Origin of the sequence: Mycobacterium appelbergii, from assembly GCF_032883035.1 — a bacterium.
GTDB lineage: Bacteria > Actinomycetota > Actinomycetes > Mycobacteriales > Mycobacteriaceae > Mycobacterium > Mycobacterium appelbergii.
On sequence record NZ_JAMQTH010000001.1, the window covers coordinates 774,019 to 799,313 of the forward strand.

A 25,295-nucleotide genomic window follows, 5' to 3' on the forward strand; every position below is an offset into this window, starting at 1 on the left:
ATATCAGTCCGTGCTGTTCGCAGAGGCTCTCAGATAACGCATCTCGTCGTCGGTGGCCACCATTGTGACGATCGCCGAGCCGGCCTGGGTGCTGACCCTGACCGTGTCGTGCTCCAGCGAAACGAGATCGAGGACGACGTCGGCCTGCGCTGATGTGGGTGTGTTCGGAGCAGCGACGATCATGGTGGTCACCCCGACCCGAACCGCTTGCTCCGCGACACCGTCGAACATCTCGACGGTGTAATTGCGCTCCGCGCCTGCCTGGATGGCACGCCGGTTGAAGTCGGCAACCCACAGCAGGTCGTGGCGGCCGACCGCTTCGACCATGGCGCGCCACAACGCCGGACGTCGGCTGTGCACCAGCACCCGGGCGCCGAGCGCCAACGATCGCAACACCACCTGCTGGGCCAGGTGCAGCGTGCCCGCGATTTCCACCCGGCCGATCTGGGGGCCGAACAGCGGGAGCGCCACGGCGCGGCCCTGCTGGTCGGCGCCGATCACCTGACCGCATCCGGACGCAGGCACCGCCAGCTCGCCGAGCGCGCGGTCGCGTCGGCCGGACGCCCAGTGCTCGACCTGTCGGGTGAGCCCCGCAACGGTGGGAATCGGCAGCGTGCATGCCAGGGCGGAGAACTGCTGCCCGTGTAGTTGGGCGAGGCCGCGCAGCCGTGCGGGGACCCGCACGTCACTGTCGAAGCGGACCAGACCGCGCACCTGGATCAGATCGTCGTCGGCGCCCTCGCGCAACGACAGGCACACCGTGGTGGAGTAACTGGGCACCGTCCACAACAGGCCGAGGCCCGCGGTGGTCAGCATGTCCGGCTGCACGGCGAATGTGGACAGCCGGAATCGGCCCTCCCGGCAGTCCTCCCAGGTTTCTTCGACTGTGCTGAGGTTGACCCCGTCGCTGAGCTGGTTGGTGGCCGCCGCGATGCCGCTGGCGGTGAGTACCTGCGGCTGCAGGCCCGCCTCGGCCAGTCGATTGGCCACCCGCCGGGTGGCAGTGGTGGCGGTCCGCAGAATGCCGTCGCGGCCGCCGCCACGACGCCGGACCGCCTCTGCGCAGCGCGACGGGTTGAAACGGACCGCGATCCAGACTGTGCGTTGGGCGATCGCAGGCAACGGCCCCAGCACGGAGTCGTAGACGGCGGCGACGTCGGTGTGACCCGCAGACCGGGCGCCCTGGCTGATGACGTCGATGGATTCCAGCGTGATGTCGAACTGGCGGAGGCATTCCAGCAGAGCACCCACCGGCACTGTCTCGCCCGAGACCGTCATACCCGGCTCGAGCACCGTCAGCGCCCGCGGATTTTCGTCGATCTTGAGCAATGACAGCAACGTTGAGCCATCCCAACGGAATCCGATCTGCAACCCGTCGGGGCTCGGCACGTCGAACGGATCGGCAGGCAGTGCCCGGGTCGCCCGTCGTCGCCGATCCCGCGCGAACCCGCAGCGCAACGCAAGCGCCCGCGGCACCGTCCGACCGCCGGCCACCGGCGTCACCAGCACAAGTGCCACCGCCAGTGCGACCGCCGCGCCGTGCCAGGCGGGCCGCTCCAGCCACCACGCGACCACGATTCCGGCCCCGACCAGCACCTCCAGCACGATCACGTCGACGAGCGGGATGAACCGCGCAGCGCCGACATCGCCCGCGGTGCTCAGGTGGGGCTTGTTCGCTGTGTTATTTGGTGCGAAAGGCAATGGGCACACCGCATTTCAGTAGCCGCTTTTCCGGACGCGCTGTTGTCGTGGCGTTGACGTGCTATACCCTACGGTGATGCCAGCGCAAGTTACCACCCGCGCGCAGGTGAACGGCTACCGCTTTCTGCTCAGGCGTCTGGAACACGCCCTCATTCGCGGCGACTCGCGGATGATCCACGACCCGATGCGGGGGCAGACCCGAGCCTTGATCGTGGGTGCGGTGATCGCCGTGTTGATCACCGGCGCCGCCGGTGTGATGGCGTTTTTCAAGCCCACCCCCAACATGGGTGACGCGCAGATCGTGCAGAGCAAGTCCAGCGGTGCGCCGTTCGTGCGGATCGGTGACCGGGTGCACCCGGTGCTCAATCTGGCCTCGGCACGGTTGATCATCGGTAAGAACGAAAGTCCCAAGCAGGTCGACGACAAATTCCTCGACGCGTTGCCGCGCGGGCCGATGGTCGGCATCGTCGGCGCGCCCACGAGCATCCACGGCGGGGACGATATGGCGACGTCGTCCTGGACGGTCTGCGACACCCTGCGCACCCCCGGGGTCACCGAAACCACCGGTGCAGCGAGCCTGCAGACCACCGTGTTGGCCAACGACCCGACACTGGGGAGCGGAATCCGCCCCGTCGATCCTGCCGAGGCGTTCCTCACCGAGGCCGGCGGGATCACCTATCTGATCTACCACGGCGTGCGCGCCCCGATCGACGTGTCAGATCCCGTCCTGGTCAACGGGCTTCACCTGCAGGGTGCGCAGGTCCGTCCGGTGTCCCTGGCGTTGCTCAATGCGTTTCCGATGGTGGATCCGATCACGCCGGTGCTGATCGAAGGGGCGGGAGAGCCCAGCGGCGTGCTGGGGCCCGGCCATCCGGTCGGCTCCATCGTCACCTCGGTCGACTCCCGGGGCGAACAGCTCTACGTGGTGCTGCGCGAAGGGCTGCAACCCATCTCGGCCGCGACCGCCGACATCATCCGGTACAGCGAACCGGATGTCGGATCAAGCGGGCAGGCGAGCGACATCGCACCGGCGGTGCTGGCCCAGGTGCCGACCGTGCACCGGTTGCCGGTCGATCATTACCCGTCGGCGTCGCCGCGCATCATCTCGCCGGACCCCGACAATGTGGTGTGTATGGGTTGGCAGCGGTCGAACACCGACGCGCAGGCCGACACCCGGTTACTCGTGGGCCACCGGTTGCCGACCGCTGCCGGAGCTCAGATGGTTCGGCTGGCCGGCGCCGACGGAAGCGGGCCTGGCCTGGACCTCGTGTACCTCACACCGGGGGCCGGCGAGTACGTGCAGGCCACCGGCGGTGATCCGGGCAGCCGGTCGACCGGTCAGCTGTTCTACGTATCCGACACCGGAGTGCGTTACCACATCAAGGATCTGCCGACCGCCGAGGCGCTCGGCCTGACCGGTGCCGAAGCCGCCGACGGCTCAGGCAAGGCTCCACAATGGGCGCCGTGGCCGGTGCTGTCGCTGCTGCCGTCCGGGCCTGACCTGTCACAGGAGGCGGCACTGGTCGCCCACGACGGCATGGCCGCCGACCCCGACAGCACGCCGGTGTCCGCGGGTTAGCTTTCGCCGGGTTCAGATGCTCAACTCGCGGACGAAGGCGTAGGTCCGGGCGATCCAGAAGCACAGCGGGAACAACGACCCGACGGCGAGGTATTCGAGGATCTCGACCCGGCGCCGGGCCACCGGTGAGAACTCGCGGACCGGCGCCACCAACCCGCAGGCCAGCACGAGCGCCATCAGCGCGAGCAGTGCGGCCACGGTCCGGACCTGCCAGGGCTCGATATTCAGCGCAGTCTTCACGAGGACGGCGACCGCGATGATCAGCCCACTGCCGATGAGTGTCGCCGACTGCACAAAATCGTGGTGGCCGCGTCCGCGCAGACACAGCACCGTGGCCACCATGATCGCGAAAACCGTTCCCTGCCAGTAGAAGCCATTGCTGACATCGACGGCCAGATAGGTTCCGGCAGCCGCGGCGAGCGCGGCGGCGACCAGAATCCCGGTGAGATGCTGGTTGGCCCGTCGAACCCGGCTGATCAGATCCTCCTCGGTGGGGATGATCTGTTTGCCGATCGCATTGACGCCTTCGACTGTGGTGCCACCCTGGGTCTCGATGTCGTCGAGCGGTTCGCCCGCGGTCGGCACGCGCGGGATCGGCAGCTTGGACAGCAGGATCGTCACGCGCGGCGCGAGGTAGACCACGATGACGGCCACCGTCGCGAGCAAAGCGCCGACGGTTCGCACCGGTGGCTGCCACAGCAACATCGCCATCGTGCTGATCCCACCGAACCCGCACGCGGTGATGATCGCGGTGTGCACGGCCGAACCGGTACCCGAAATCAGGAGTACCAACAGCGAACTGAGCGCGGTCAGTGCGAATGCCATGGGCAGCGATGTCGTGCCGTGCCCGCCGGGCACCAGGTAGAGCGAGCCGGTGAACACCAGTGGCATCGACACCGCGGCGATCCAGGCCGATGCCGCGGCCGCAGGCTTGTGTGCGATCACGCAGGCCAGGAGCACACCCAGGGCACCGAGGGCGAGCACCGCAGCGGGCACCGCGGGTTCGGCGGCCCACCGTGCCGACATCCCGGCCAGCGTGGTGGTGGCGGCCAGGGCCACACTGAAGCAGGCCACGGTGTTCGCGTTGTCGGCGAACCACACTCGCACATTGCGCAGTGGCATCTCGGTGGCACTTGTGTCGTCGACGTCGTCGAACAGCAACGGGCTGACCGGTTGATCCACGGCACGGATCATCAACAAGTCGCCGTCGTAGACCCCGGACTCGGCCAGCGTAAGGCCCGGATCGATCGGATCACCGCCCAACGGGGCCAGCGTCCACTGCCCGTCGGTGGTGTCGAATTCGATCGAGGTGAAGTCCGCGGCGCCGTCGTCGGGCGGTTGCGCCGCCAGTTGCTCGTTCGCGATATCGATGACGTCGACGATGTATTGGGCGATGCTGACGTGGGCGGGCAGGCCGACGTCGATGTTCAGCCCACCGACCACCAGGGTCAGCCGGCTCAGTTCGGGTTCGGATTCGGCGTCCGGATCCAGCTCCGACTCAAGTTTTGACAACGAGGACGGTAAAGTCACAATCCGGTCGGCCTCCTGCGCAATGGGATTGCTCCGCACCGACAATACCCAGCCGTTCGTCTGCGCAACTTCCGGGGAGGGAAGGTTGAGTACGCAGGGTTTCGTCCGCCGCTTACGGGTGGCGCCGCCGCGCATGCCCGGCGGTGAGGTCAACCTGGCCCCGCCACCTGAGGTGCCCCGGGCGATCCCCGGCAACCTGCTGCTGCGGCTGATGCCGTTCGTCATGCTGGTCGCGGTGATCGGGATGATCGCGTTGATGATCACGGTCGGCGGCCGGGACATGGCCAGAAGCCCGATGTTTCTGATCTTTCCGATGATGATGGTCATGTCGATGGTCGGCATGTTCATGGGCGGCGGCGCTCGGACGGGCAAAGCCGCCGCCGAACTCAACGAGGAACGCAAGGACTATTTCAGTTACTTAGCGAACCTTCGCGAGGAAGCCGATGTCACCGGCGAGGAACAACGGACGGCGCTGGAGTGGAGCCATCCTGACCCACGCGCGCTGGCCGATGTGGTCGGCACCCGCCGCATGTGGGAGCGCCGCCCGACCGACGCCGACTACTGCCACGTCCGGGTGGGAATCGGGACACACCGCCTCGCGACCCGGTTGCTGGCGCCCGAGACCGGTCCGCCGGAGGATCTCGAACCCGTGTCGACGGTGGCGCTGCGCAGGTTCGTCAAGACCCATTCGGTGGTGCACGCGCTGCCCACCGCGGTGTCGCTGCGCGCGTTCCCGACCATCACCTTCGAGGGGCAACGCAAGCTCGCACAGCAACTGGTGCGCTCGATGGTGTTGGAACTCTGCACTTTTCACGGCCCAGATCATGTGCAGGTCGCGATCGTCACGGCCAATCCCGACGGTGAGAACTGGAGCTGGGTCAAGTGGCTGCCACACGCCCAGCACTCCGTAACCCGCGACGGGATGGGTTCGATGCGCCTGCTGTTCCCGACGCTGGAACTGCTGGAAACCGCACTTGCGGGCGAACTTGCCGAACGGGGCCGGTTCACCCGCAACGCACAGCCCACCCAGGGACTCAAGCAACTTGTCGTGGTGCTCGACGACGGCTTCGTCACCGGTGATGAGCAGCTGATCACCGATGCAGGCATGGACAGCGTGACGCTGCTCGACCTGAACGGCCCGCGCGACGGCGCGACAGCGCGACGCAGCCTGCAGCTGGTGGTGGAAGACGACGACGTGGCCGCCAGGACCGCAGCCGGTGTCGAACGGTTCGCCACGCCGGACACGATCACGATCGCCGAGGCCGAGACCACCGCACGGCGTATCGGACGCTTCCGGCCGGCGAATGCCGCTCACATCGTCAGCCTGGAAGCGGATTCCAGAGCCGCCGACCCCGGCTTGATGGCGCTGCTGAAAATCCCCGACGCCGCGGGAATCGTGCCCGAGCAGGTGTGGCGGCAGCGTTCGGCGCGGGAACGGCTCCGGGTGCCGATCGGCATCACCCCGAACGGTCAGCCCATCGAACTCGACATCAAGGAGTCAGCCGAATTCGGGATGGGGCCGCATGGGCTGTGTATCGGCGCCACCGGCTCGGGGAAGTCGGAGTTCCTTCGCACGCTGGTGTTGTCGATGATCACCTCGCACTCGCCCGAAGCGCTCAATCTGGTGTTGGTGGACTTCAAGGGCGGAGCCACCTTCCTCGGCCTGGACGGCATCGCGCACATCGCCGCGATCATCACCAACCTCGAAGATGAATTGACCATGGTGGACCGGATGCGCGACGCGCTCGCCGGTGAGATGAACCGGCGGCAGGAGCTGCTGCGGTCCGCAGGCAACTTCCCGAACGTCACCGAGTACGAACGCGCGCGTGCCGGTGGCGCCGATCTCGAGCCGCTGCCTGCCTTGTTCATCGTGGTCGACGAGTTCTCCGAGTTGCTCTCCCAGAAGCCTGATTTCGCGGAGTTGTTCGTGATGATCGGCCGGCTGGGCCGCTCGCTGCACATGCATCTGCTGTTGGCCTCGCAGCGGCTGGAGGAAGGCAAGTTGCGGGGCCTGGACTCGCACCTGTCCTACCGGATCGGCCTCAAGACGTTCTCGGCCGGTGAATCGCGCAGCGTGCTGGGCGTGCCGGACGCCTACCACCTGCCCAGCGTGCCAGGTTCGGCGTTCCTCAAATGCGATGCCTCGGAACCGATCCGGTTCAACGCCAGCTATGTCTCGGGGGAGTACGTCAGGCCACGGGTGTTGGCGCGGGCCGGGCGAATCACCCAACTGGGCGCATTGGCGCCCAAGCTGTTCACGGCGACTCCGGTCAAGAAAGATCCGGTGCCCACCGCTGCCGCCCCCCGGCCGGCAGCCCCCGACGTGGAACCCGAGCCCGCCGCGTCGGGGCCGAGCAAGACCACGCTGCTCGGGATGGTGGTGAGTCGGTTGCGCGGGCACGGCAGACCCGCGCACGAAGTCTGGCTGCCCCCGCTGGATGACAGCCCCGCCGTCAACGAGCTCCTGCCGGAATCGGATTGGAGTTCGCCGCAGAACATCAACGGGCAGTTGTGGATGCCCATGGGTGTGGTGGACCGACCCTACGATCAACGCCGCGACGTGCTCATGGTCGATCTGGCCGGTGCCCAGGGCAACGTGGCGGTGGTCGGCGGGCCGCAGTCGGGCAAGTCGACGACGCTGCGCACGCTGGTGATGGGTGCCGCGGCCACGCACACTCCCGAGCAACTGCAGTTCTACTGCCTCGACTTCGGCGGTGGCACCCTGACAAGCCTGGCGAAACTCCCGCACGTCGGCGGAGTGGCGGGCCGGATGGATGCCGATGCCATCCGGCGCACAGTCGCCGAGGTGGCCGGGGTACTGCGCTCCCGTGAGCAACTGTTCCGTGACCTCGGTATCGAATCCATGCGCGACTTCCGGCAGCGCAAGGCGCAGTTGGCCACCCTGGCGCCGGCCGAAGCTGCCCGAGACCCATTGAGCCAGGACAAGTTCGGCGATGTGGTGTTGGTCGTCGACGGCTGGGCCTCGATCAAGAGTGACTTCGAGTCACTCGACCCGGTCCTGCAATCGCTGGCCATTCAAGGGCTGTCCTACGGCGTTCACCTGGCAATTTCCGCTTCGCGGTGGATGGAGATCCGCCCGGCCGTCAAGGACATGCTTGGTACCCGTATCGAGCTCCGCCTCGGCGACCCGATCGACAGCGAAGTGGCGCGCCGCGCCGCCGAACTGGTGCCGATCGGCCGTCCCGGCCGCGGTATCAATTCCGAACGGCTGCACATCCTGATCGGTCTACCGCGACTCGACTCCCAATCGACGGTGGAAGACCTGCCTGCAGGGGTGGCGAGCGCCGTCGAGGCCGTGTGCGCCCATTACGACGGACGGGAAGCGCCCAGGGTCCGGATGCTGCCCCACGATGTGGACCGCACCGAAGTGGTGCGCGTCGCCCGCGACGCCGGAGCGCTGAGCAAATCCCGCATCGCGATCGGGATCAACGAGGACGAACTCGCGCCCGTGGTACTGGATTTCGATGCACAACCACATCTGGTCGCGTTCGCCGACACCGAATGCGGCAAGACCGGCCTGCTGCGCAATATCGCGGCCGGGGTGATGGAGAACGCCACTCCCGTCGAGGCCAAGATCATCCTCGTCGACTTCCGCCGCTCCATGCTGGGCGTGGTGCCCGAGGAGTACCTCGGCGGCTACGCGACTGCCCCGCAGTCGTGTACGGACTTGATGACGGCGCTGGCAGGGGCGTTGAAAGAACGCATGCCGCCCAACGACATCACGCAGCAGCAGCTCAAGGAGCGGTCCTGGTGGTCCGGGCCGGACCTGTTCGTGATGATCGACGACTACGACCTGATCCCGGGTGGATCGCTGAGCCACCCGCTCGGCCCGCTGGTGGAGTATCTGCCGCAGGCCCGCGACATCGGTTTGCGCGTCGTGGTCACGCGCCGCAGCGGCGGCGCCGGGCGGGCGATGATGGATCCGATCGTCGGCCGTCTGAAAGACCTGTCCTGCAATGGTCTGGTGATGAGCGGCAGCAAGGAAGAAGGCGGCCTGTTCGGCGGGTACAAGGCCACCGCGATGCCTCCCGGTCGCGGCATGCTGATCTCGCGCAGCACCCGCAGTGGCATCGTCCAGTTGTCCAGGATGGCTGACCTGTGACAGGGATCGGCGAGCTTCGTGAGCTACGGGTGGTGTCGGCGGCGCCGCAGGCGATCCGCGTCTCGGTGGTCGGTGGTCGCACCCAACTCGACGTCGCGCTGCCGGCGGACGTGCCGGTCGCGGCGTTCCTTGCCGAATTGGCGCGGTTGATCAGGTCCCGCGACACCGGGCGTGGCGGTGACACCCTCGATCGTGACGATCGACGGACATTCTGGATACTCAGCCGTGCCGACCGGGCTGGGACCGGGCCCGCCGTCCTGGATCCCGATCGGACGCTGCGCGAGGCGGGCGTGGAAAACGGTGAGCTGCTGCGGCTCTCCGCTCACCGCGCGTTGTCGCCGCCGACTCTCTACGATGACGTCGTCGACGCGGCTGCACGTCTGAACAGGGCGGCATATGCCGCATGGGATGCCGCGTCGGCACGGATGATGGCTTTCGCCGGCTTGTGGTTGTGCACCGCGGTCTGGGTCCTGCTCCTGTTGGCCCCCGAGATGTCCGGACATCGCCCGATGGTCGTGGCCGGTGCGGCGCTGACCACGGTCGGGTTGGGCGCCGGTGCCGCACTCGTGTGCCGACTGTTGGGCCGGACCGATATCGCCAGTGCGACGGCCGCGCCGGTCATCACGCTGAGCGCCACCGTCGGTTGGGTTTTGGCGGCGCACTACGGCGATATCGGCCTCGCGGCGGCCTGCGCGGTGGTGCTGGCGTTGATCGCGGCCTACTACCGGGTGATCCGCGCGGGCCATTGGGCCTACGTCTGCATATCGGTGCCATTGGTGTTCGCATTGCTGGTATTTGCGGGTCGGGCGGTGGGCGTCCGCGTCGACGTACTGGCCACGGCGGCGGCCGCGGTCGCGGTGTTGGGTTGTCTGGCCGTACCCGTCCTCACCGCACGGTGGGGCCAGATCCCGGTGCCGACACAACCTTCCGATGCTGCGCGCAGGCAGGACCCGTTCACCGCGGCCGAAATCGAACCGCCGACCCCGATGCCCAGCGCCGAAGAGGTCTGGGCCAGGGTCCGCTCCGCCGTGTTGACCCGGTCCGGTCTGTTGGCCGGTCTGGCCGGTGTGGTCCTGGTCGGCGCCACGATGTTGATGCGGGTCGATCCAGATTGGGCGGCTTTCGCTTTCGCGTTGGTCTGCGCCGCGGTGCTCGCACTGCGCAGCCGTCGGCCGGCAACCTGGCCCGAACGGGTTGCGCTCGCAGTGCCTGCCCTCGCACTGGTGCTGATCACATGCGTGCAGGCGCAATCGGGTTCCCGGCCGTTGCAGTTCGCCGCGCTCGGGGTGGTCGGGGCACTGGCGGTCGCCGGGGCGGTGGTGGGCGTCGCCGCCACGGGCAGTCGCCGGTTCACCCTGGCGCGGTCCGCCGCGGTGCATCTGGAGTATGTGGCCGTGGCGGCGGTCATACCGCTGGCACTGTGGCCGTTCGGAATCTACGAACGCCTGGGCTTGTCGTGAGTGCTCGGCGTTGCGGCGCGCTGGCAGCAGTGGTGCTGACGCTGACCGTGGCCGGTTTTGGCGCACCGCCGGCCGGTGCGGTCGCACCGCCCGTCGTGGAACCGGGCCCGCCGCCGGTCGGCCCGGTGGGTCCGGCGCAGCCGACCGAGCTGAAGGCGATCTGCGGCATCCCCACCGGAGTGCTGCCCGGCACCGATTTCGCGAAGCAGACCAGTGCCGACGCGATGCTGGAATACCGCCGGGCATGGCGGTTTTCGCGCGGCGCGGGGCAGAAGGTAGCGGTGATCGACACCGGCGTGAATCCGCACCCGCGACTGCCCGCGTTGGAGGCAGGCGGCGACTACGTGTCGAACACCGACGGACTGGTCGACTGCGATGCGCACGGCACCCTGGTGGCCGGGATCATCGCTGCGGCGCCTTCCGACGGCGACAGCTTCGTCGGGGTCGCCCCCGACGCCACGATCGTGTCGATCCGCCAGAACAGCGGCGCCTACAGCGTGGCAGGCACCAGCAGCGGCCAGAACGAGGATCCCAACGCGACGTCGATCGGCTACGGCAACACCCAGACCCTGGCACTCGCCATCACGCGGGCGGTGGATCTCGGTGCGACCGTGATCAACTTGTCTGAGGTGGCCTGCGCTCCAGTGGCCGGGGGTTTGGATGACCGGGCGTTGGGCCGTGCGGTCCGCGACGCATTCGAGCGGAACGTCGTTGTGGTGGCCGCGGCCGGAAACTTCAATGCGCAGGGTTTGTGCAAAGCGCAGAACACCATGGCCGACCCGAACCAGCCGCTGGACAGCGGCTGGAGCAGTGTCACGACCATTGCCAGCCCGGCCTGGTTCGACGACTACGTCCTGACGGTCGGCGCGGTGACCACATCGGCCACGCCGGCCGATTTCAGCCTGCACGGTCCGTGGCTGTCGGTCGCGGCCCCGGGGGAACGGATCACCTCCCTGGATGTCGACGGACCTGGTCTGAGCAACGGACAGCTCGGTCAAGACGGGCTGGCGCCGTTGAACGGAACCAGCTTCGCGGCGCCGTTCGTATCGGGCGTGGTCGCGCTCATCCGGTCGAGGTTCCCCAACTTGAGCGCCGGTCAGGTCATGGAGTTGGTCGAGCGGACGGCCCGCACCCCCGGGACGGGGCCCAACCAGGCCACCGGATACGGGGTGGTGGACCCGGTCGCCGCGTTGACCCATCAGCTCCCGCCGGATGCCCGGGACCGGCAGGCGGTTGCCGGGACGCCGATCAGCGGTCCACCGGCACCGGACCCAGGTAACGCGCGGGCACGCCAGATCGTCTTCGGCGTCACCGCCTGCGCGCTCCTGGTGATGGTGGCGGCAGTGGCGGTCGCTGCGGCCCGGCGGCGGACCAGGTGAGTGATCCGTACGATCGGGGGCGAACTCCAGCGCCGATCGCGAGGGGAATGATGCCGGACGAGATGCGGCCGATTGACGAGCCCGCGTCACTCGACGACCTGGCGCCGGGTCAACTCGACGAGGTGGAGGCCCGCGCGGCGGCTCTGCTCGAACAGATCGCGGCGCACCGGTCGGCCCAGCAGAACGGCGCCGCGCAGCCAGAAGACGCTGCGCCGCCCGCCGAGGACCCGGCGCCGCCGGCAGAGGAAGACCCGGTGCCGCCGGCAGAGGAAGACCCGGTGCCGCCGGCAGAGGAAGACCCGGTGCCGCCGCACGTCGATGACGTGACGGACACCCTGCCGGTGGTACACCCCGTTGAGCCACGGCCACAGCAACCCGTGCGCCGCCTCGCCCCGCCGCCCTGGCAACTGCACAGCTCGATCGGGTCACGGGAGTTCGCCGAGCGGTTCGAGGTCGAGGAGTCGGCTCCGGCTTCGGTACCCGAGCCGGAAGATCCGGCCCCCGCGCCACCGCCGATGCTGCATCCGGCGCCACCACCGCCCCCGATGCCCCCACCACCCATGCCGCCGCCGGGCTGGCTGCCGCCTCCTCCCGGCTTCGTACCGCCGCCGCCACCGGCGGGCTGGGAAGCACCACCGCGACCTGCGCAGTTCTCGGCGCCGCCGCCGTCGCTGGACGATGCGGGCATCTTGAACCGGGCGCGCTCGGCGCCCCAGAACGGATGGCGCCGTGCCGTCCATCGTGCGAGTGCGGGCCGCGTCAACCCGGGCGAGTCGCGCAAGGAGCGCAGGCGAGAAGAACTGCTCGACCAGATCCGTGCGCCCATCGCGGGGGACTTCCGCATCGCCGTCCTGTCGATCAAGGGCGGTGTCGGCAAGACCACCACCACTCTGGGGCTGGGGTCGGCCCTGGCGATGATGCGGAACGACCGCGTCATCGCGGTCGACGCCAATCCGGATCGGGGCACGCTGGCCGAACGGGTCCGGGACGGGTCAAGTCAGTCCACGGTGCGCGATCTGCTCTCGGATCCCGACATCGACCGGTACTCCCACGTGCGCCGACACACCCGGTTGGCGGGCAGTCGGCTGGAAGTGCTGGCCAGCGAGCAGGAGCCTGCGGTATCGGAGGTGTTCGGCGAATCCGACTACCGACATACCGTCGACATCCTGCGGCACTACTACAACATCATTCTCACCGACTGTGGCACCGGGATCATGCATTCCGCGATGGCCGGAGTGCTGGATCTGGCGCACACCATCGTGCTGGTCTCCTCACCGGCCATCGACGCGGCGCGCAGTGCGTCGGCGACATTGGATTGGCTGATGCAGCACGGTCACTCGGCGCTGGTCCGTGATGCGCATGTGGTGCTAAGCGCATCCCGCCCGGGGTCGGTGAAGCTGAAGCTGGAGAAGGTCTACGAGCACTTCGAGGCGCGTTGCCGCTCGGTGCACATGATCCCGTTCGACCCGCATCTGGCCGAGGGCGCCGACGTCGACTTCGACCTGCTGAACCCGGCCACCTTCGAGGCGTATCTGGATCTGGCCGGAGCCGTGGCGGAGAAGTTCCCCCGACTGGGCGGCGGGCGCCACCAACGCTGATCGGATCCTCCCCGGGGCAAAGTATCCGTCCGATGCTCGTGAGGCCGCGAGCTATCGGTGCGCGGTGAACCCGCTCCAGGAAATCCGAGTCTTCGGCCGGTGACGGCAAATCGCTCGGCGAGCGGTGCTGCAGCAATGGCTATTTCATGGCACCTTGCCTGGATTCTCCCAAAGCTGGGAAATGCAAATCGAATTCGGGTAACTCCTTGGCGACGCTATTTCGGATCTGGAAGACTGATCCGATTCCAGCGAGGTGAGGCAGATGAGCAACGATGCCCTGAGGCATCAAATGACCGAAGTGCTTGCACTGGTCTCCGAACAGATGGCCGACATTGCAGCGGTGCAGCGGGAGCAGGCCCAGCTCACCGCCAGCGCGGAGGCGGCCGACGGTCTGGTCGCGGTGACGGTCGACGCGCGAGGCCATGTCATCGAAACCGTGGTCGACGAGTCGTATCTCGAGGAATATGAACTCGAAGAACTCGGCGGCCATGTCACCTCGGCTGCTCAGTCCGCTGCGCAACTCGTAGCGCAGCGGGCGGCTGCCCTGATGGTCCCGATCGACGAACGACGCAGGATGATGCCCCCGCTGTCGGACATCGTGGACGGCGCGCCCGATCTGCGCGACCTGACCAGATCCGTATTCGGCAACGATGACGCGCTCGGGGTGCCGCCCGGGCCAGAGGACGATGGTCGCGACGAATCCGCATTTCCCACCGTGAGGAGTTGAACTGATGCCTGACGAGTTTGGAGTCGCACCATCCGACCTGCGAGCGACGTCGAAACATCTGAACGATGTCAGCATCAGGATGAAGGGCGTGCTGTCGTCCCTGCAGGCCAATCTGGCGGCCGAGGGTGCCGCGTGGGGTGACGACAAGATGGGTAACGGGTTTGCGAAAGGTGAGCAAGGGCATCTGGCGCAACGTGATTGGGTCGACGGCTCCGTGGTGGTCAAGACCGATCTGCTCGATTATTATGCGGACGGTTTGAAGGGCTCTGCGGACTCCTTCGAGCAAGACGACCAGGCGTAGCGCCGGTACCGACGGTCGGAGTGCCAGATAGGCCTCCCGCCATGCCTATTCGCTCATGGACATCCAGATCCCGCCCGAGTACCAGTGGGTGTCATACCTCGCGGGTGGTGAGTGGCCGCAAGGCAGCGAAACCCGCACGCGCCTGATCGGTGAGCACTATCAAGCTGCGGCCGAAGCACTGCAGGACCTCATCCCGGACCTGAGCAGGGTCCGCGGAGAGACGATGTCGGTACTGTCCGGCGACACCGCCGAGGCTGCGCAGCGCCAGTTCAACATGCTGTTCGACGGCGACTACACCGTGGACAAGCTTGCCCAGGGTGTATCGGCAATGGGCGAGGGCGCAACCAATTTCAGCTCCGAGATCGAATACAGCAAGCTGTCGATCATTGTCGGACTGGCGCTCGCCGCCGCTGAAATCTCCTACAGCCTGGCCATGTCCAGCGCAACGTTCGGGGCGTCGACGGCGGCGATCCCCGTCATCGAGACAACGATCACCGCGTGGATACGCGCGATCGTCGCGTGGGCCGTGCGGCGTGTCGGGCAGAAGATGGCCGAGCTGCTGACCCGGACGATGGTCAAGCAGCTTGCGCACGAAGCCGTGAAGGAATCTTTCCAGGAACTCGGCCAGGGACTGCTTCAAGAAGGGATCGTCCAGGGCTACCAAGCCCAGAAAGGGCATGCCGGCTACCGGTGGGACCGGTTCAAGCAGACCGCGATCGCCTCGACGGTCGGTGGTGGAGCGGGCGGGGCCAGCGCTGTGCCGGTTGCGCACGGACTCGGGCCCGCCCGCAACCGGATCACCGCTGCGGCCAAGGGCGCAACCACGATGTTCACCGCAGGGGTGGCGGGCAACGTGGCGGGCACTTTGTCGGTCGGAGGCGAGTTCGACACCTTGTCGATCATCGCCAGTTCGACCAGCACGAGCATCGGTGGCCTCAACGGCATCGGCGGAGGCCATGCGTCGACGCAGACCAACCAGACGAATCCGGCAGGCCCGGTGCGGCCCGATGCGCCGAATCTCGGTCTACGGGGCGAGAACCCGGAGGGAGAACTCGACACCGGCCGTCGTGACGGCGACGACGACAGCGAGACCGACACCAGCCGCACCTCGCAGAATGATCCCGCCGGGCAGTCGGCCGTCCCGCCCAAGGCGGGGCTCGGACGCGGTGGTGGCAGCCAGACGAATAACGTTGCACCGCAGGCTGAATCGAAGTCTGCGTCCCGAAACGGTGAACAACACCGTGGTGTGGACGAGACCACGGATCACGAATCCGCGGAGACACCGGACAAGGCGGATACCACATCCGACACCCCGTCCGATACTGAAACCCCGGCTGCGCCGGCCGACTCGGCTGACGAACAGCACACGTCAGAACCGCAGCACGACAACAGTGATCACCACAACAGTGGTTCGGCAGAAACTCCCGACGGCGGCCCTGACCACACCGCAACCCTCAGCCCGGACCCAGATGTCGTCAGCCCGACACCAGACGTTTCGGCGACGGATATACCGCAGGCAGAGGTAGCTGCCGAGCCCGCGTCGGCAGAACCGGCGTCAGCCGATCCCGGGCAGGCCGACGTCGCCGGCGATGTCGAAGCCGCACAGCATGCAGATGTCGTGGACGCGCCCGCTGATCCGGTGCAGCAGGTGTCCACACCGGAAACTCCCACGCCGCAGACCCCCGCAGTCAGTGGTGCCCCACCGTTGACGAATACGGTATCGCCCGCCGCGGCACCCAGGCCGGTCCACACCACGCCTTCCCTCGCGCCCGAACAAACTGCCAAATCAACTGAAAAACAACCTGATTCGAAGCCGCCGACGACCGGCGACACACCTCCGGGCGCACGGCCGGCTGCGGCGGAGGTTGCGGGGGTGCCTGCCGCTCGCGTCCAGGACTCTGCCCAGGACACAGGCAATGACGTCACGCCCGCAGACGTGGCGCCGGAGTTGACCGAAACCGGTACTTCCACGCCTGGCGATCAGAATTGCGTCCTCGATGCAACCGATGATCTGTCGGCGCACTTCGGCCGGGATTACCCGGTCACCGGGGAACCGTCGGCCACGGGAATGCCCGCGCGGGCGTTGTATGAGGCCACCAACTCCAGAGCAGACTTCGCCACCTACGGCGAGATCGAGGCCACGCTGCGGGGCATGGAACCCGGTTCGGCCGCGGTCATCACGTCGGCGTGGGCAGGCGATGGAGCACGCCAGGGCGGGCATGCGTATGTGGCGATATTCGACGGTAAAGACGTGTACCTGCTCCACCGCGGCGAGCGTCAGGGCTGGCCGCCGTCGTGGGGTGAGAGCGCCGTATCGGTAACCGCCGTCGGTTACCTTGACCAACAAGGTAATCCGGTGCATGAGTTGGGGCGTCGCCCCGACGATCTCGCCGCCGCAATTGCGGTCGGCGACGTGCAGGGCGCTGGTGACCAGACGCCGGGCGAACAGTGGCGCGACGTCACACCACAGAGCCAGGTCGCCGATGACGCGCTCGCAAAACGCGTGCCTCCGGTCGACGCCGGGGACCTGCGGAACCCGCTGGGACTGATGGAGTCGGCCGACGCCAGGGCGCGCGCCAACGCGACCTGGTGGGCCGGGCTGACCGGGGCCGAGCAGCGGGCCCTTATCGACGTGCACCCGCAGCACATCGGAAACGCGGAGGGCATCCCACCGGCCGCCCGGCATGAGGCGAATACCCGGGTACTGGACGAGCAACGCCGGCAGTTGCAGTCCTGGCGGGACAGCGGCCAGCGGTTGACCCGCAGTCAGAGCCGGATGCTGGCCCGGCTGGACCGGATCCAGGGCGCGTTCACCGACGCCCAAACCCGCGCGGAGCAGGCCGGCGTCGACGCGCCGATGCTGTTGGCTTTCGACGCATCGGAATTCGGCGGTGACGGCCGGGCGGTCGTCAGCTTCGGGGCCGATCCGTATCAGGCGGATTCGGTGACGTGGCACGTGCCCGGGCAGGGCACCACGATCGACCGGATCGGCACCTGCATGGACGCCGCACTCAACCACCTGCAGACCACGCTCCGGGCGAATCCGGGGCAGTCGACCGCCTCGATTGCGTGGCTCGGCTATGACGCCCCGAGTGGATGGAGCGGTTGGCGGGCAGCAGGACACCGGTCCGCGCGGGAGGGCGGCGCGATCCTCTACAGCGACATCCGAGGGTTCAACGCGGCCCGCGACACCTGGGCCGGCGACGGCAGCCACTTCACCGGAAACCGTATCCATGCACACGGATACGGCACCACCGCCCTTGGCTATGCCGGTCGAGATGGCCGTCTGGCCAACGATATCCGCAGCGTCACCCTGAGCGACTCGCCGGGAACCGGACCGGTGAGCCGTGCCGCCGATTTCGGGATCGGGGCCGACAACGTCCACGTCGCATCGTCTTCGCGCGACCTGCCCGCGGCCGGGCGGACTCCGATCGTCGATGTGAGCCTCGGTGCCAACCCATGGGCGGAGGCTTTCGGCGCGAATCGGGGAACTGAGACTCCCGCCGAGGCTCATGTCGATCCGCCGCCGTCACCCCCGAGTCCCGTCCAGAGCATCCGTTCGATCGCGGATGAGGCGTTGGCGCACCGGATTCCGCCGGCCGGGGCTGCCGATGTGGTCAACCCGCTGGGTGTGGCGGAGGATGCCCGGACCCGCGCCAAGGACAACGCGCGGTGGTGGGCGGGCCTGTCGGAGGAACAGCGGCACGCGCTGACCGAGACGTATCCGGCGCGGATCGGCAACTCCGAGGGCATCCCGCCTGCCGCCCGCGATCTGGCGAACCGTACTGCCTTGCAGCGCGCCAGAGACCACGTACGACAAAAGCTTGACCGCGGTGAGAAGCTGACCAAGCCGGAACAGAAGTTCCTGTTGCGCATGAACCGCCTGGACGCTGCGTTGCAGACGATGGGACGTGAAGCGGCAGAGGCCGGCATGGACGCGCCGCTCGTCCTCGCGTTCGATCCGCCGGCGTTCGGTGGCGATGGCCGGGCGGTCGTGAGCTTCGGTGCGGATCCGTATCAGGCGGATTCGGTGTCCTGGTTGGTACCTGGGTTTGCCACGACGATCGACAAACTCGAAGGGAACATGCGCAATGCGCTGAACCACCTTCAGTCGACGCTGCAGGAGAACCCGGGGCTCGCGGCGACGTCGATCGCGTGGATCGGTTATGACGCGCCGAACGGTGCGGCTACCGGGCGGGTTGTCAGTCCTGAACTCGCCCGCCGGGGCGCCGAGATTCTGTACAGCGATATCCGGGCGTTCAACGCGGCGCGCGACACCGTGGCAGGCGACGGCAGCAGTTTCCGCGGAAACCACATCTTCGCCCACTCGTACGGCTCGACCACGGCGAGCTATGCCGGGCGGGATGGCCGGCTCGCCGACGACATCCGGACGGTGACGCTGCTGGGTTCGCCGGGGGCGGGCCCGATGCGCAATGCCGCCGAGTTCGGGCTGGACCCCGGCAACGTGTTCGTCGCATCCTCCTCGCTGGATCCGGTCACCGGCCTGGGCGGGCGCGTGCCCGGCCAGGACGGTCGATTCGCGGGGCGCGGCCTGGGCATGGATCCGGCGATGAAAGACTTTGACGCGGTTCGGATCACTGCGCAGTTCCCGGATTCGATGAACAATGCCGACAGCGTCGGCACGCACCGAAGCTACTACCGGTACATGGACGGCGACGCCGATCCACGGGTGCGCACGGAATCGTTGGCCAACTTCGGCCGGATAGCCGCCGGGCACACCGAGAGGCTGCACGGCGAAAGGCGCCGGACGGTCGTCGACGGACGGACCGTCGACCCGGCCCACGGTCGCGCGTTACGGCTCGACGGTGACACCGAGACCGATCAGCCGGCGCAGCGGCGGCGCTGGAACCCGCGGTGGCATCCGGGCGAGGTCGAGCCGTCGGCCGCGCAGGTGGCGGCGGACCAGGCGCTGGGACAACGGATCCCGGCGGTCGGCATCAACGATCTGGTCACCCCGTTGGGAGATGAACCGCAGGCGGCGGCACGGGCCCGCGACAATGTGGCCTGGTGGTCGGGGTTGACCGACGAGCAGCGCGCTGCTCTGCTCGAGGCTTACCCCTATCAGATCGGCAACGCCGAAGGCATTCCGGCCACCGATCGGAACACCGCCAACCGGCGTGTGGTGCAACAGTATCTGGACCGTGCCGCCGATATTCAGGCGCAGATCGACGCCGGCACCCGGCCCACGGACACCCAGCTCGACTTCCTGCTGCGCGTGAAACGGCTCGAGAGTGCGCTGCAGCGGGCGGCGGTGGCGGCCGCGCAGGCCGGCGTCGGGGAGCCGTTGATCCTGGCATTCGATCCGCCCGCGTTCGGTGGCGACGGCCGGGTGCTGGTGAGCTTCGGCGCCGACCCGTACGTCGCGGACTCGGTGTCGTGGTACGTGCCGGGCATGGGGGCGCAGATCAACAAGCTCGATTACCTCATGCACTGCGCGCTGAACATCCTGCAGTCGACCCGGGCCGAAAATCCATCGTTGTCGGCGGCATCGATCGCCTGGCTGGGCTATGACGCACCGAACAACTCGGCGACGGTGCGGGTCGGCAGTCCGGCTTTGGCCGAGGCAGGCGGCGACATCCTGCACGCCGACATCAGCGCGTTCAACGCCGCGCGGGACGCATTCGGCGGGGATGGTGGCCAGTTCCGCGGCAACCACATCTTCGGGCATTCCTACGGATCGACGACCACCAGTTACGCGGGGCGCGGCGGCCGGCTGGCGCAGCATGTCAGCACGATCACGCTGCTCGGCTCACCCGGTGCGGGGCCGCTGCAGCATGCCGGTGATTTCGGGCTCGAGGACGGCAACGTGTTCGTCGCCTCGTCTTCGCGGGATTTCGTCACCGGCCTCGGTGGGCGGACCTCGGATTCAACCGGCCGGTTGGGGAGGGGCCTTGGCACCGATCCGGCGATGGACACCTTCGGTGCGCAGCGGATGCGCGCGGAGTTCCCGGCATCGATGGACCGCAAGGACACCACCGCCACCCACAACGCGTATTTCGACTTCCAGGAGACCGACGGTCCGGGCACCCGGCAATGGCTGGTCACTCCAGCTGACGCGGTTCCATCCGAATCACTGGCGAACCTGGGTCGCATCGCCTCCGGGCACACCGAACGCCTCGACGCAGAATCACCGCGCACCATGGCGGAACGGCCCGGGCAATTCTTCGGAACCCGCAGGGAAACCGTCGAACCCGCAGCGGCCCGCAACGACGGCCAGGGACGCAACTGGTGGAATCCGCGGTGGCGTGATGCCGACATCGACGTCGACCCGCAGCACGTGGTCACCGAACCCGACTGGTCCGGTGGCCGGACACCGCCCCCTGCCGCCCGTGCGGTGGCGGACGCGGCACTGGCGCAGCGGGTTCCGCCGGTCGGGGCGGGCGATCTGGTCAACCCGTTGGGTGTGGCCGGGGATGCGACGGCGCGGGCCGAAGCCAATTCGCTGTGGTGGTCGGGCCTGACCGACGCGCAACGCCGAGCATTGATAGAAACGTATCCGGCGCGGATCGGCAATGCCGAGGGCATTGCGCCGTCGGCCCGCGATGCCGCGAACCGGCTTGCCATCAAGCGATTCCAGGACCACGTGCAGTCGATGATCGACCGCGGGGTGCGACCGGGCAAGAACGAACTCGCCAATCTGTTGCGGGTGAACCGGCTGGATGCCGCGTTACAGACGGCGGCAGCCAATGCGGCGCAGGCCGGGGTGGGCGGCCCGATGGTGCTCGCGCTGGACCCGTTCGAGTTCGGCGGTGACGGCCGGGCAGTGGTGAGTTTCGGTGTGGACCCGTACCAGGCGGATTCGGTGTCGTGGCTGGTGCCCGGGTTTGCGACCACGGTCGACAAGCTCGAAGGGAACATGCGCAATGCGTTGAACCACGTGCAGTCGACAATGCGCGAAAATCCCACGCTGGCCGCGACATCCATCGCCTGGATCGGTTATGACGCTCCGAACGGTGCGGCCAGCGGCCGGGTACTGAGCCCGGCACTGGCGCGGGCCGGCGCCGAGATCCTCTGCAGCGACATCCGGGCCTTCAACGTCGCGCGCGACACCGTGGCCGGTGACGGCAGTCGATTCAACGGCAATCACATCTTCGGTCACTCCTACGGTTCGACCACCGTGAGTTACGCAGGTCGGGGTGCGCGCCTGGCGACACAGATCCGCACCGTGACCTTGCTGGGATCTCCTGGCGCAGGCCCGCTGCACCATGCCAGTCAATTCGGGCTCGACGACGGCAACGTGTTCGTCGCATCCTCCTCGCGGGACCCGGTCACCGGATTCGGCGGGCGCAGAGCCGAACAGAACGGCCGCTTCGCCGGGCGTGGGCTGGGCATGGACCCGGCGATGGATGAATTCGGGGCGGTTCGGGTCACGTCCGAGTTCCCGGCGTCGATGAACACCGCCAGTACATTCGGAACGCACAAGAGTTATCACCACCATGTGGCGCAGCGCGACGGTCCACCGGTGCGCGCCGAATCCCTGGCCAACTCCGGCCGGATCGCCGCAGACCGCACCGACAGGCTCGACCTCGAGGAGCATCGCAGTGTTGTCGACGGGCGCACGGTCGACCCGGCAGCCGGACGGCCGCTGCGACTGGACGGCGATACCCGGGTAGAGCACGACGGTCCGCGAAGGCCGTGGAATCCGCGGTGGCGTGCGGGTGAGATCGAGCCGCCCGTAGCGCGTGCGATGGCTGATGAGGCGCTGGCGCAACGAATTCCACCGCTGGCCATCGACGATCTGACCCACCCGACGGGTTCGCAACCGCGGGCAGTGGCCCGGGCACGCACCAACGCCGCCTGGTGGTCTGGGCTGACCGAACAACAACGTCATGCCCTCGTCCAGGCGTACCCCCATCAGATCGGCAACGCCGAAGGCATTCCCGCCGCTGTTCGTGACACCGCCAACCGGGAGATGCTGCGGCGCTACGGCGAGCAGGCCGCGGCGGTTCAGGCCAGGTTCGACGCCGGTGAGAAACTCAGCGCTCGCGAGCTGGACTTCGTGCGCAGGGTCAATCGACTCGGAAACGCCATGCAGCGCGCCGAAGTGGCGTCTGCGCAAGCCGGGGAAGGCCACCCGCTGTTGTTGGCGTTGGACCCGGGGGCATTCGGTGGCGACGGTCGCGCGCTGGTGAGCTTCGGGGCGGACCCGTACACGGCGGATTCGGTGTCGTGGTACGTGCCCGGCCTGGGTTCACAGCTGGACAAGCTCGACTACATCATGCACTGCGCGTTGAACATCCAGCAGTCCACGCGCACCGAGAATCCCTCGTTGTCGGCGGCCTCGATCGCCTGGCTGGGATATGACGCACCGAACGATTCCGCATCGGCCCGGGTGGCACGCCCCGGTCTGGCCCGCGCCGGTGGCGAGATGCTCTACACCGACATCAGTACCTTCAACGCGGTGCGCGACACGGTCGCCGGCGACGGTAGCCACTTCACCGGCCACCATGTGTTCGGCCATTCGTACGGGTCGACCACCACGGGCTACGCCGGTGCAGGCGGCCGCCTGGCACCCCACATCACCACGGTGACACTGATCGGCTCACCGGGCGCGGGTCCGCTGCAGCATGCAGGCGATTTCGGCATCAGTACCGACCGGGTGTTCGTCGCGTCGTCGTCGCGGGACTTCGTCACCGGACTCGGTGGGCGGACGTCGGACTCGCGGGGCCGGTTCGGTATCGGACTCGGAACCGACCCGGCGATGGATACGTTCGGTGGGCAACGCATCAGCGCGGAGTTCCCCGCGTCGATGGATCGCAAGGACACCCTGACTACCCACAATGCGTACTTCGACTACCTGGAAACCGACGGGCCGGGCACCCGGCAATGGCTGGTCACCCCGTCGCATGCGGTGCGCACCGAATCGCTGACCAACATCGGCCGCATCGCCTCCGGGGACTTCGAAGGTGTGCACCGCGAGCCGCACCGTACCGTCGACGGAAACCATTCCCGCACCACCGAACCCGCGGCGAGCCGACCATTCCTGCGCCTCGACGACGATCCGGGCGCCGCGCACCCGACCGACACACATAATCGGAACGCCGTCCCACGGTGGGCTCCGGGGAGTGACTGTGCCCAGGACCTGGCACAGGAAGTATCGGCACGGACCGGGCGGGACATCCGGCTGGACATGGCGCCGTCACGCCGTGGGACGCCCGCGCGGGCGATGTTCAAAGCGTTCGGGTCCAGCGCCCAATTCGCGACGTACGCGGAGATCGAGGAGACGCTGCTGGGCCGGCCCTCGGGGTCGATGGCGGTGATGGCCTCTCGCTGGAGCGGGGGACAGCCAGTCGGCCACGCGTACCTGGCGGTCAACATCGACGGCAGGGTGCATCTGTACGACCCGCACACCCGGCAGTATTCCGGGTGGCCCCCGCACTGGGGGCAGGACGCGGTGGCCCGGACCGCAGTCGGATACCTCCACCGCAACGGCGATCCCGTGCACCGCGGACGGTGGCACAACCAGTTCGCCGCATCCGCCATCGGTAGGGTGCAGGGACTGCCCGAGCCTCTGGCGCACGGCGACACCGACCGCCGACCGGCCGCCGATCGCGACACCGCGAACCGCGATGCGCTGCAGCACTATCGAGACCGCGCCGACCACATCCGCACGAAGCTCGACCAGTTCGGGCGGACCACCCGGGAAGAACGTACCTTCCTGGAGCGCGTCGACCGGCTCGACCTCGCGGTGCGAAAAGCCGATGCCGACGCGGCGCGGGCCGGCCTCGACGCGCCACTGCTGCTCGCATTGGACACCTCGGCGTTCGACGGTGGCGGCCACGCCGTCATCAGCTTCGGCGCCGACCCGTACCACGCCGCCAACGTCACCTGGCAGACTGCCCGGGGCTCGATCGACCAGCTGGGCACTGTGACCGCCCGTGCCCTCGACGGGCTGCAGGCCACCGGGGCGCAGGACTCGGCGGCGATCGCCTGGATCGGCGCTGATACGGGTGTGCTGCACCAGGAGTTGTCCGCCTTCCACGCCGCCCGCGAATCTCTGGGAGAGCCAGGGCCGTTCACCGGCAACCACGTGGTGACACAGGCCTCGCCATCCGACCGTGCCGAGCGTTCCGGAACGCAGGTGGTGGCCCACCGGGGCGCTTCCCATGACTTTCCGGAGCAGACCCGGGCTGCCTACGCGGAGGCGCTGCGGCAAGGCGCGGATGCCCTCGAATGCGATGTCCGGCTCACGAAAGACGGTGAGTTGGTGCTCATCCACGACAAGACCGTGGACCGCACATCGAACGGCACCGGTCGGGTCGGCGACATGACACTGGCCGAGTTGCAGGCGCTCGACTACAACGGCCACGGCATTCTGACCCTGGACGAGTTCGTGCAACTGGCACAGGATGCCGAACGTCCGGTGACACTGTTCATCGAGACCAAACACCCTGCGCAACGAGGCTGGAAGGTCGAGCGCGAGGTCGTCGCGGTGCTGGAACGTCACGGGCTGGCCGATCCCGGCCCGGACCAACTGGTTTCGGCGGCGGTGATCTCGTTCTACCCCGATGCGCTGTTGCGGGTCCGCAGCGCCGCACCGAACCTCCCCACGGTGCTGTTGGGTCCGTCGGCCCGCTATCTGGCCGGGCTGGTCGGCGCTACCGCGATCGGCCCATCGATCGAAACCCTGCGCAACACTCCCGAACTCGTGGGCGCGGCAGCGGCGCGCGGACTGGCCACCTATTGCTGGACGGTCAACGACGAAGCCGACGTGCAGTTCGCCAGGGATCTCGGTGTGGACTGGGTCGCCACCGACCACCCGGGCCGGACCGGGACCCTGGTGGGGGAGCAGGCCGGTCGGGACGAACCCGGAAGTGCTGTCACCCCAACAGAACCCGCGAGCAACGAGGCGGTGCAGCGGGTGGCGGACGACGCG

Annotated in this window: 8 protein-coding genes and 3 pseudogenes; 9 read left to right on the forward strand and 2 right to left on the reverse strand. The window is 67.9% G+C overall.

Annotated features, from left to right (window positions below; translation table 11 throughout):
* Positions 1–3: 3 nt before the first annotated feature.
* Positions 4–1,710, reverse strand: a complete 1,707-nt coding sequence (gene eccE / locus M1247_RS03685) for a type VII secretion protein EccE (protein WP_410506797.1) — start codon at positions 1,708–1,710, stop codon at positions 4–6.
* A 67-nt stretch (positions 1,711–1,777) separates the two neighbouring features.
* Here eccE and eccB point away from each other — a divergent pair, with 67 nt between their 5' ends.
* A complete protein-coding gene (eccB, locus tag M1247_RS03690; protein ID WP_317154890.1) occupies positions 1,778–3,280 on the forward strand; it encodes a type VII secretion protein EccB in 1,503 nt (500 codons plus the stop codon).
* 12 nt (positions 3,281–3,292) lie between these two features.
* Here eccB and eccD (M1247_RS03695) read toward each other — a convergent pair whose 3' ends face one another.
* Positions 3,293–4,792 carry a type VII secretion integral membrane protein EccD gene (gene eccD / locus M1247_RS03695; RefSeq protein WP_317154891.1) on the reverse strand — a complete coding sequence of 500 codons (1,500 nt, stop codon included), beginning with the start codon at positions 4,790–4,792 and terminating at the stop codon, positions 3,293–3,295.
* Positions 4,793–4,895: 103 nt separating this feature from the next.
* On the opposite strand from eccD (M1247_RS03695), the gene eccCa reads away from it, so the two are divergent.
* The 8 genes and pseudogenes from eccCa to M1247_RS03735 all read left to right on the forward strand — a co-directional run.
* Positions 4,896–8,933: a type VII secretion protein EccCa gene (gene eccCa, locus M1247_RS03700; RefSeq protein ID WP_317154892.1), complete on the forward strand. Its 4,038-nt coding sequence runs from the start codon at positions 4,896–4,898 to the stop codon at positions 8,931–8,933.
* Positions 8,930–10,393: a type VII secretion integral membrane protein EccD gene (gene eccD / locus M1247_RS03705; RefSeq protein WP_317154893.1), complete on the forward strand. Its 1,464-nt coding sequence runs from the start codon at positions 8,930–8,932 to the stop codon at positions 10,391–10,393. The genes eccCa and eccD (M1247_RS03705) overlap by 4 nt, the downstream gene beginning before the upstream one ends.
* Entirely contained in the window at positions 10,390–11,772 is a 1,383-nt protein-coding gene (gene mycP, locus M1247_RS03710; protein ID WP_317154894.1) for a type VII secretion-associated serine protease mycosin, read from the forward strand. Before eccD (M1247_RS03705) ends, mycP begins: the two co-directional genes overlap by 4 nt.
* A gap of 215 nt (positions 11,773–11,987) precedes the next feature.
* Positions 11,988–13,370, forward strand: a pseudogene (locus M1247_RS03715) (MinD/ParA family ATP-binding protein); the annotation flags it as partial.
* Positions 13,371–13,632: 262 nt separating this feature from the next.
* Entirely contained in the window at positions 13,633–14,097 is a 465-nt protein-coding gene (locus M1247_RS03720) for a YbaB/EbfC family nucleoid-associated protein (protein ID WP_317154895.1), read from the forward strand.
* A gap of 4 nt (positions 14,098–14,101) precedes the next feature.
* On the forward strand, positions 14,102–14,398 hold the full coding sequence (locus M1247_RS03725) for a hypothetical protein (RefSeq protein ID WP_317154896.1): 297 nt from the start codon (positions 14,102–14,104) through the stop codon (positions 14,396–14,398).
* A gap of 55 nt (positions 14,399–14,453) precedes the next feature.
* A pseudogene (locus M1247_RS03730) lies at positions 14,454–23,759 on the forward strand (alpha/beta hydrolase); the annotation flags it as partial.
* Between the two features lie 690 nt (positions 23,760–24,449).
* Positions 24,450–25,190, forward strand: a pseudogene (locus M1247_RS03735) (glycerophosphodiester phosphodiesterase); the annotation flags it as partial.
* Positions 25,191–25,295 lie beyond the last annotated feature (105 nt).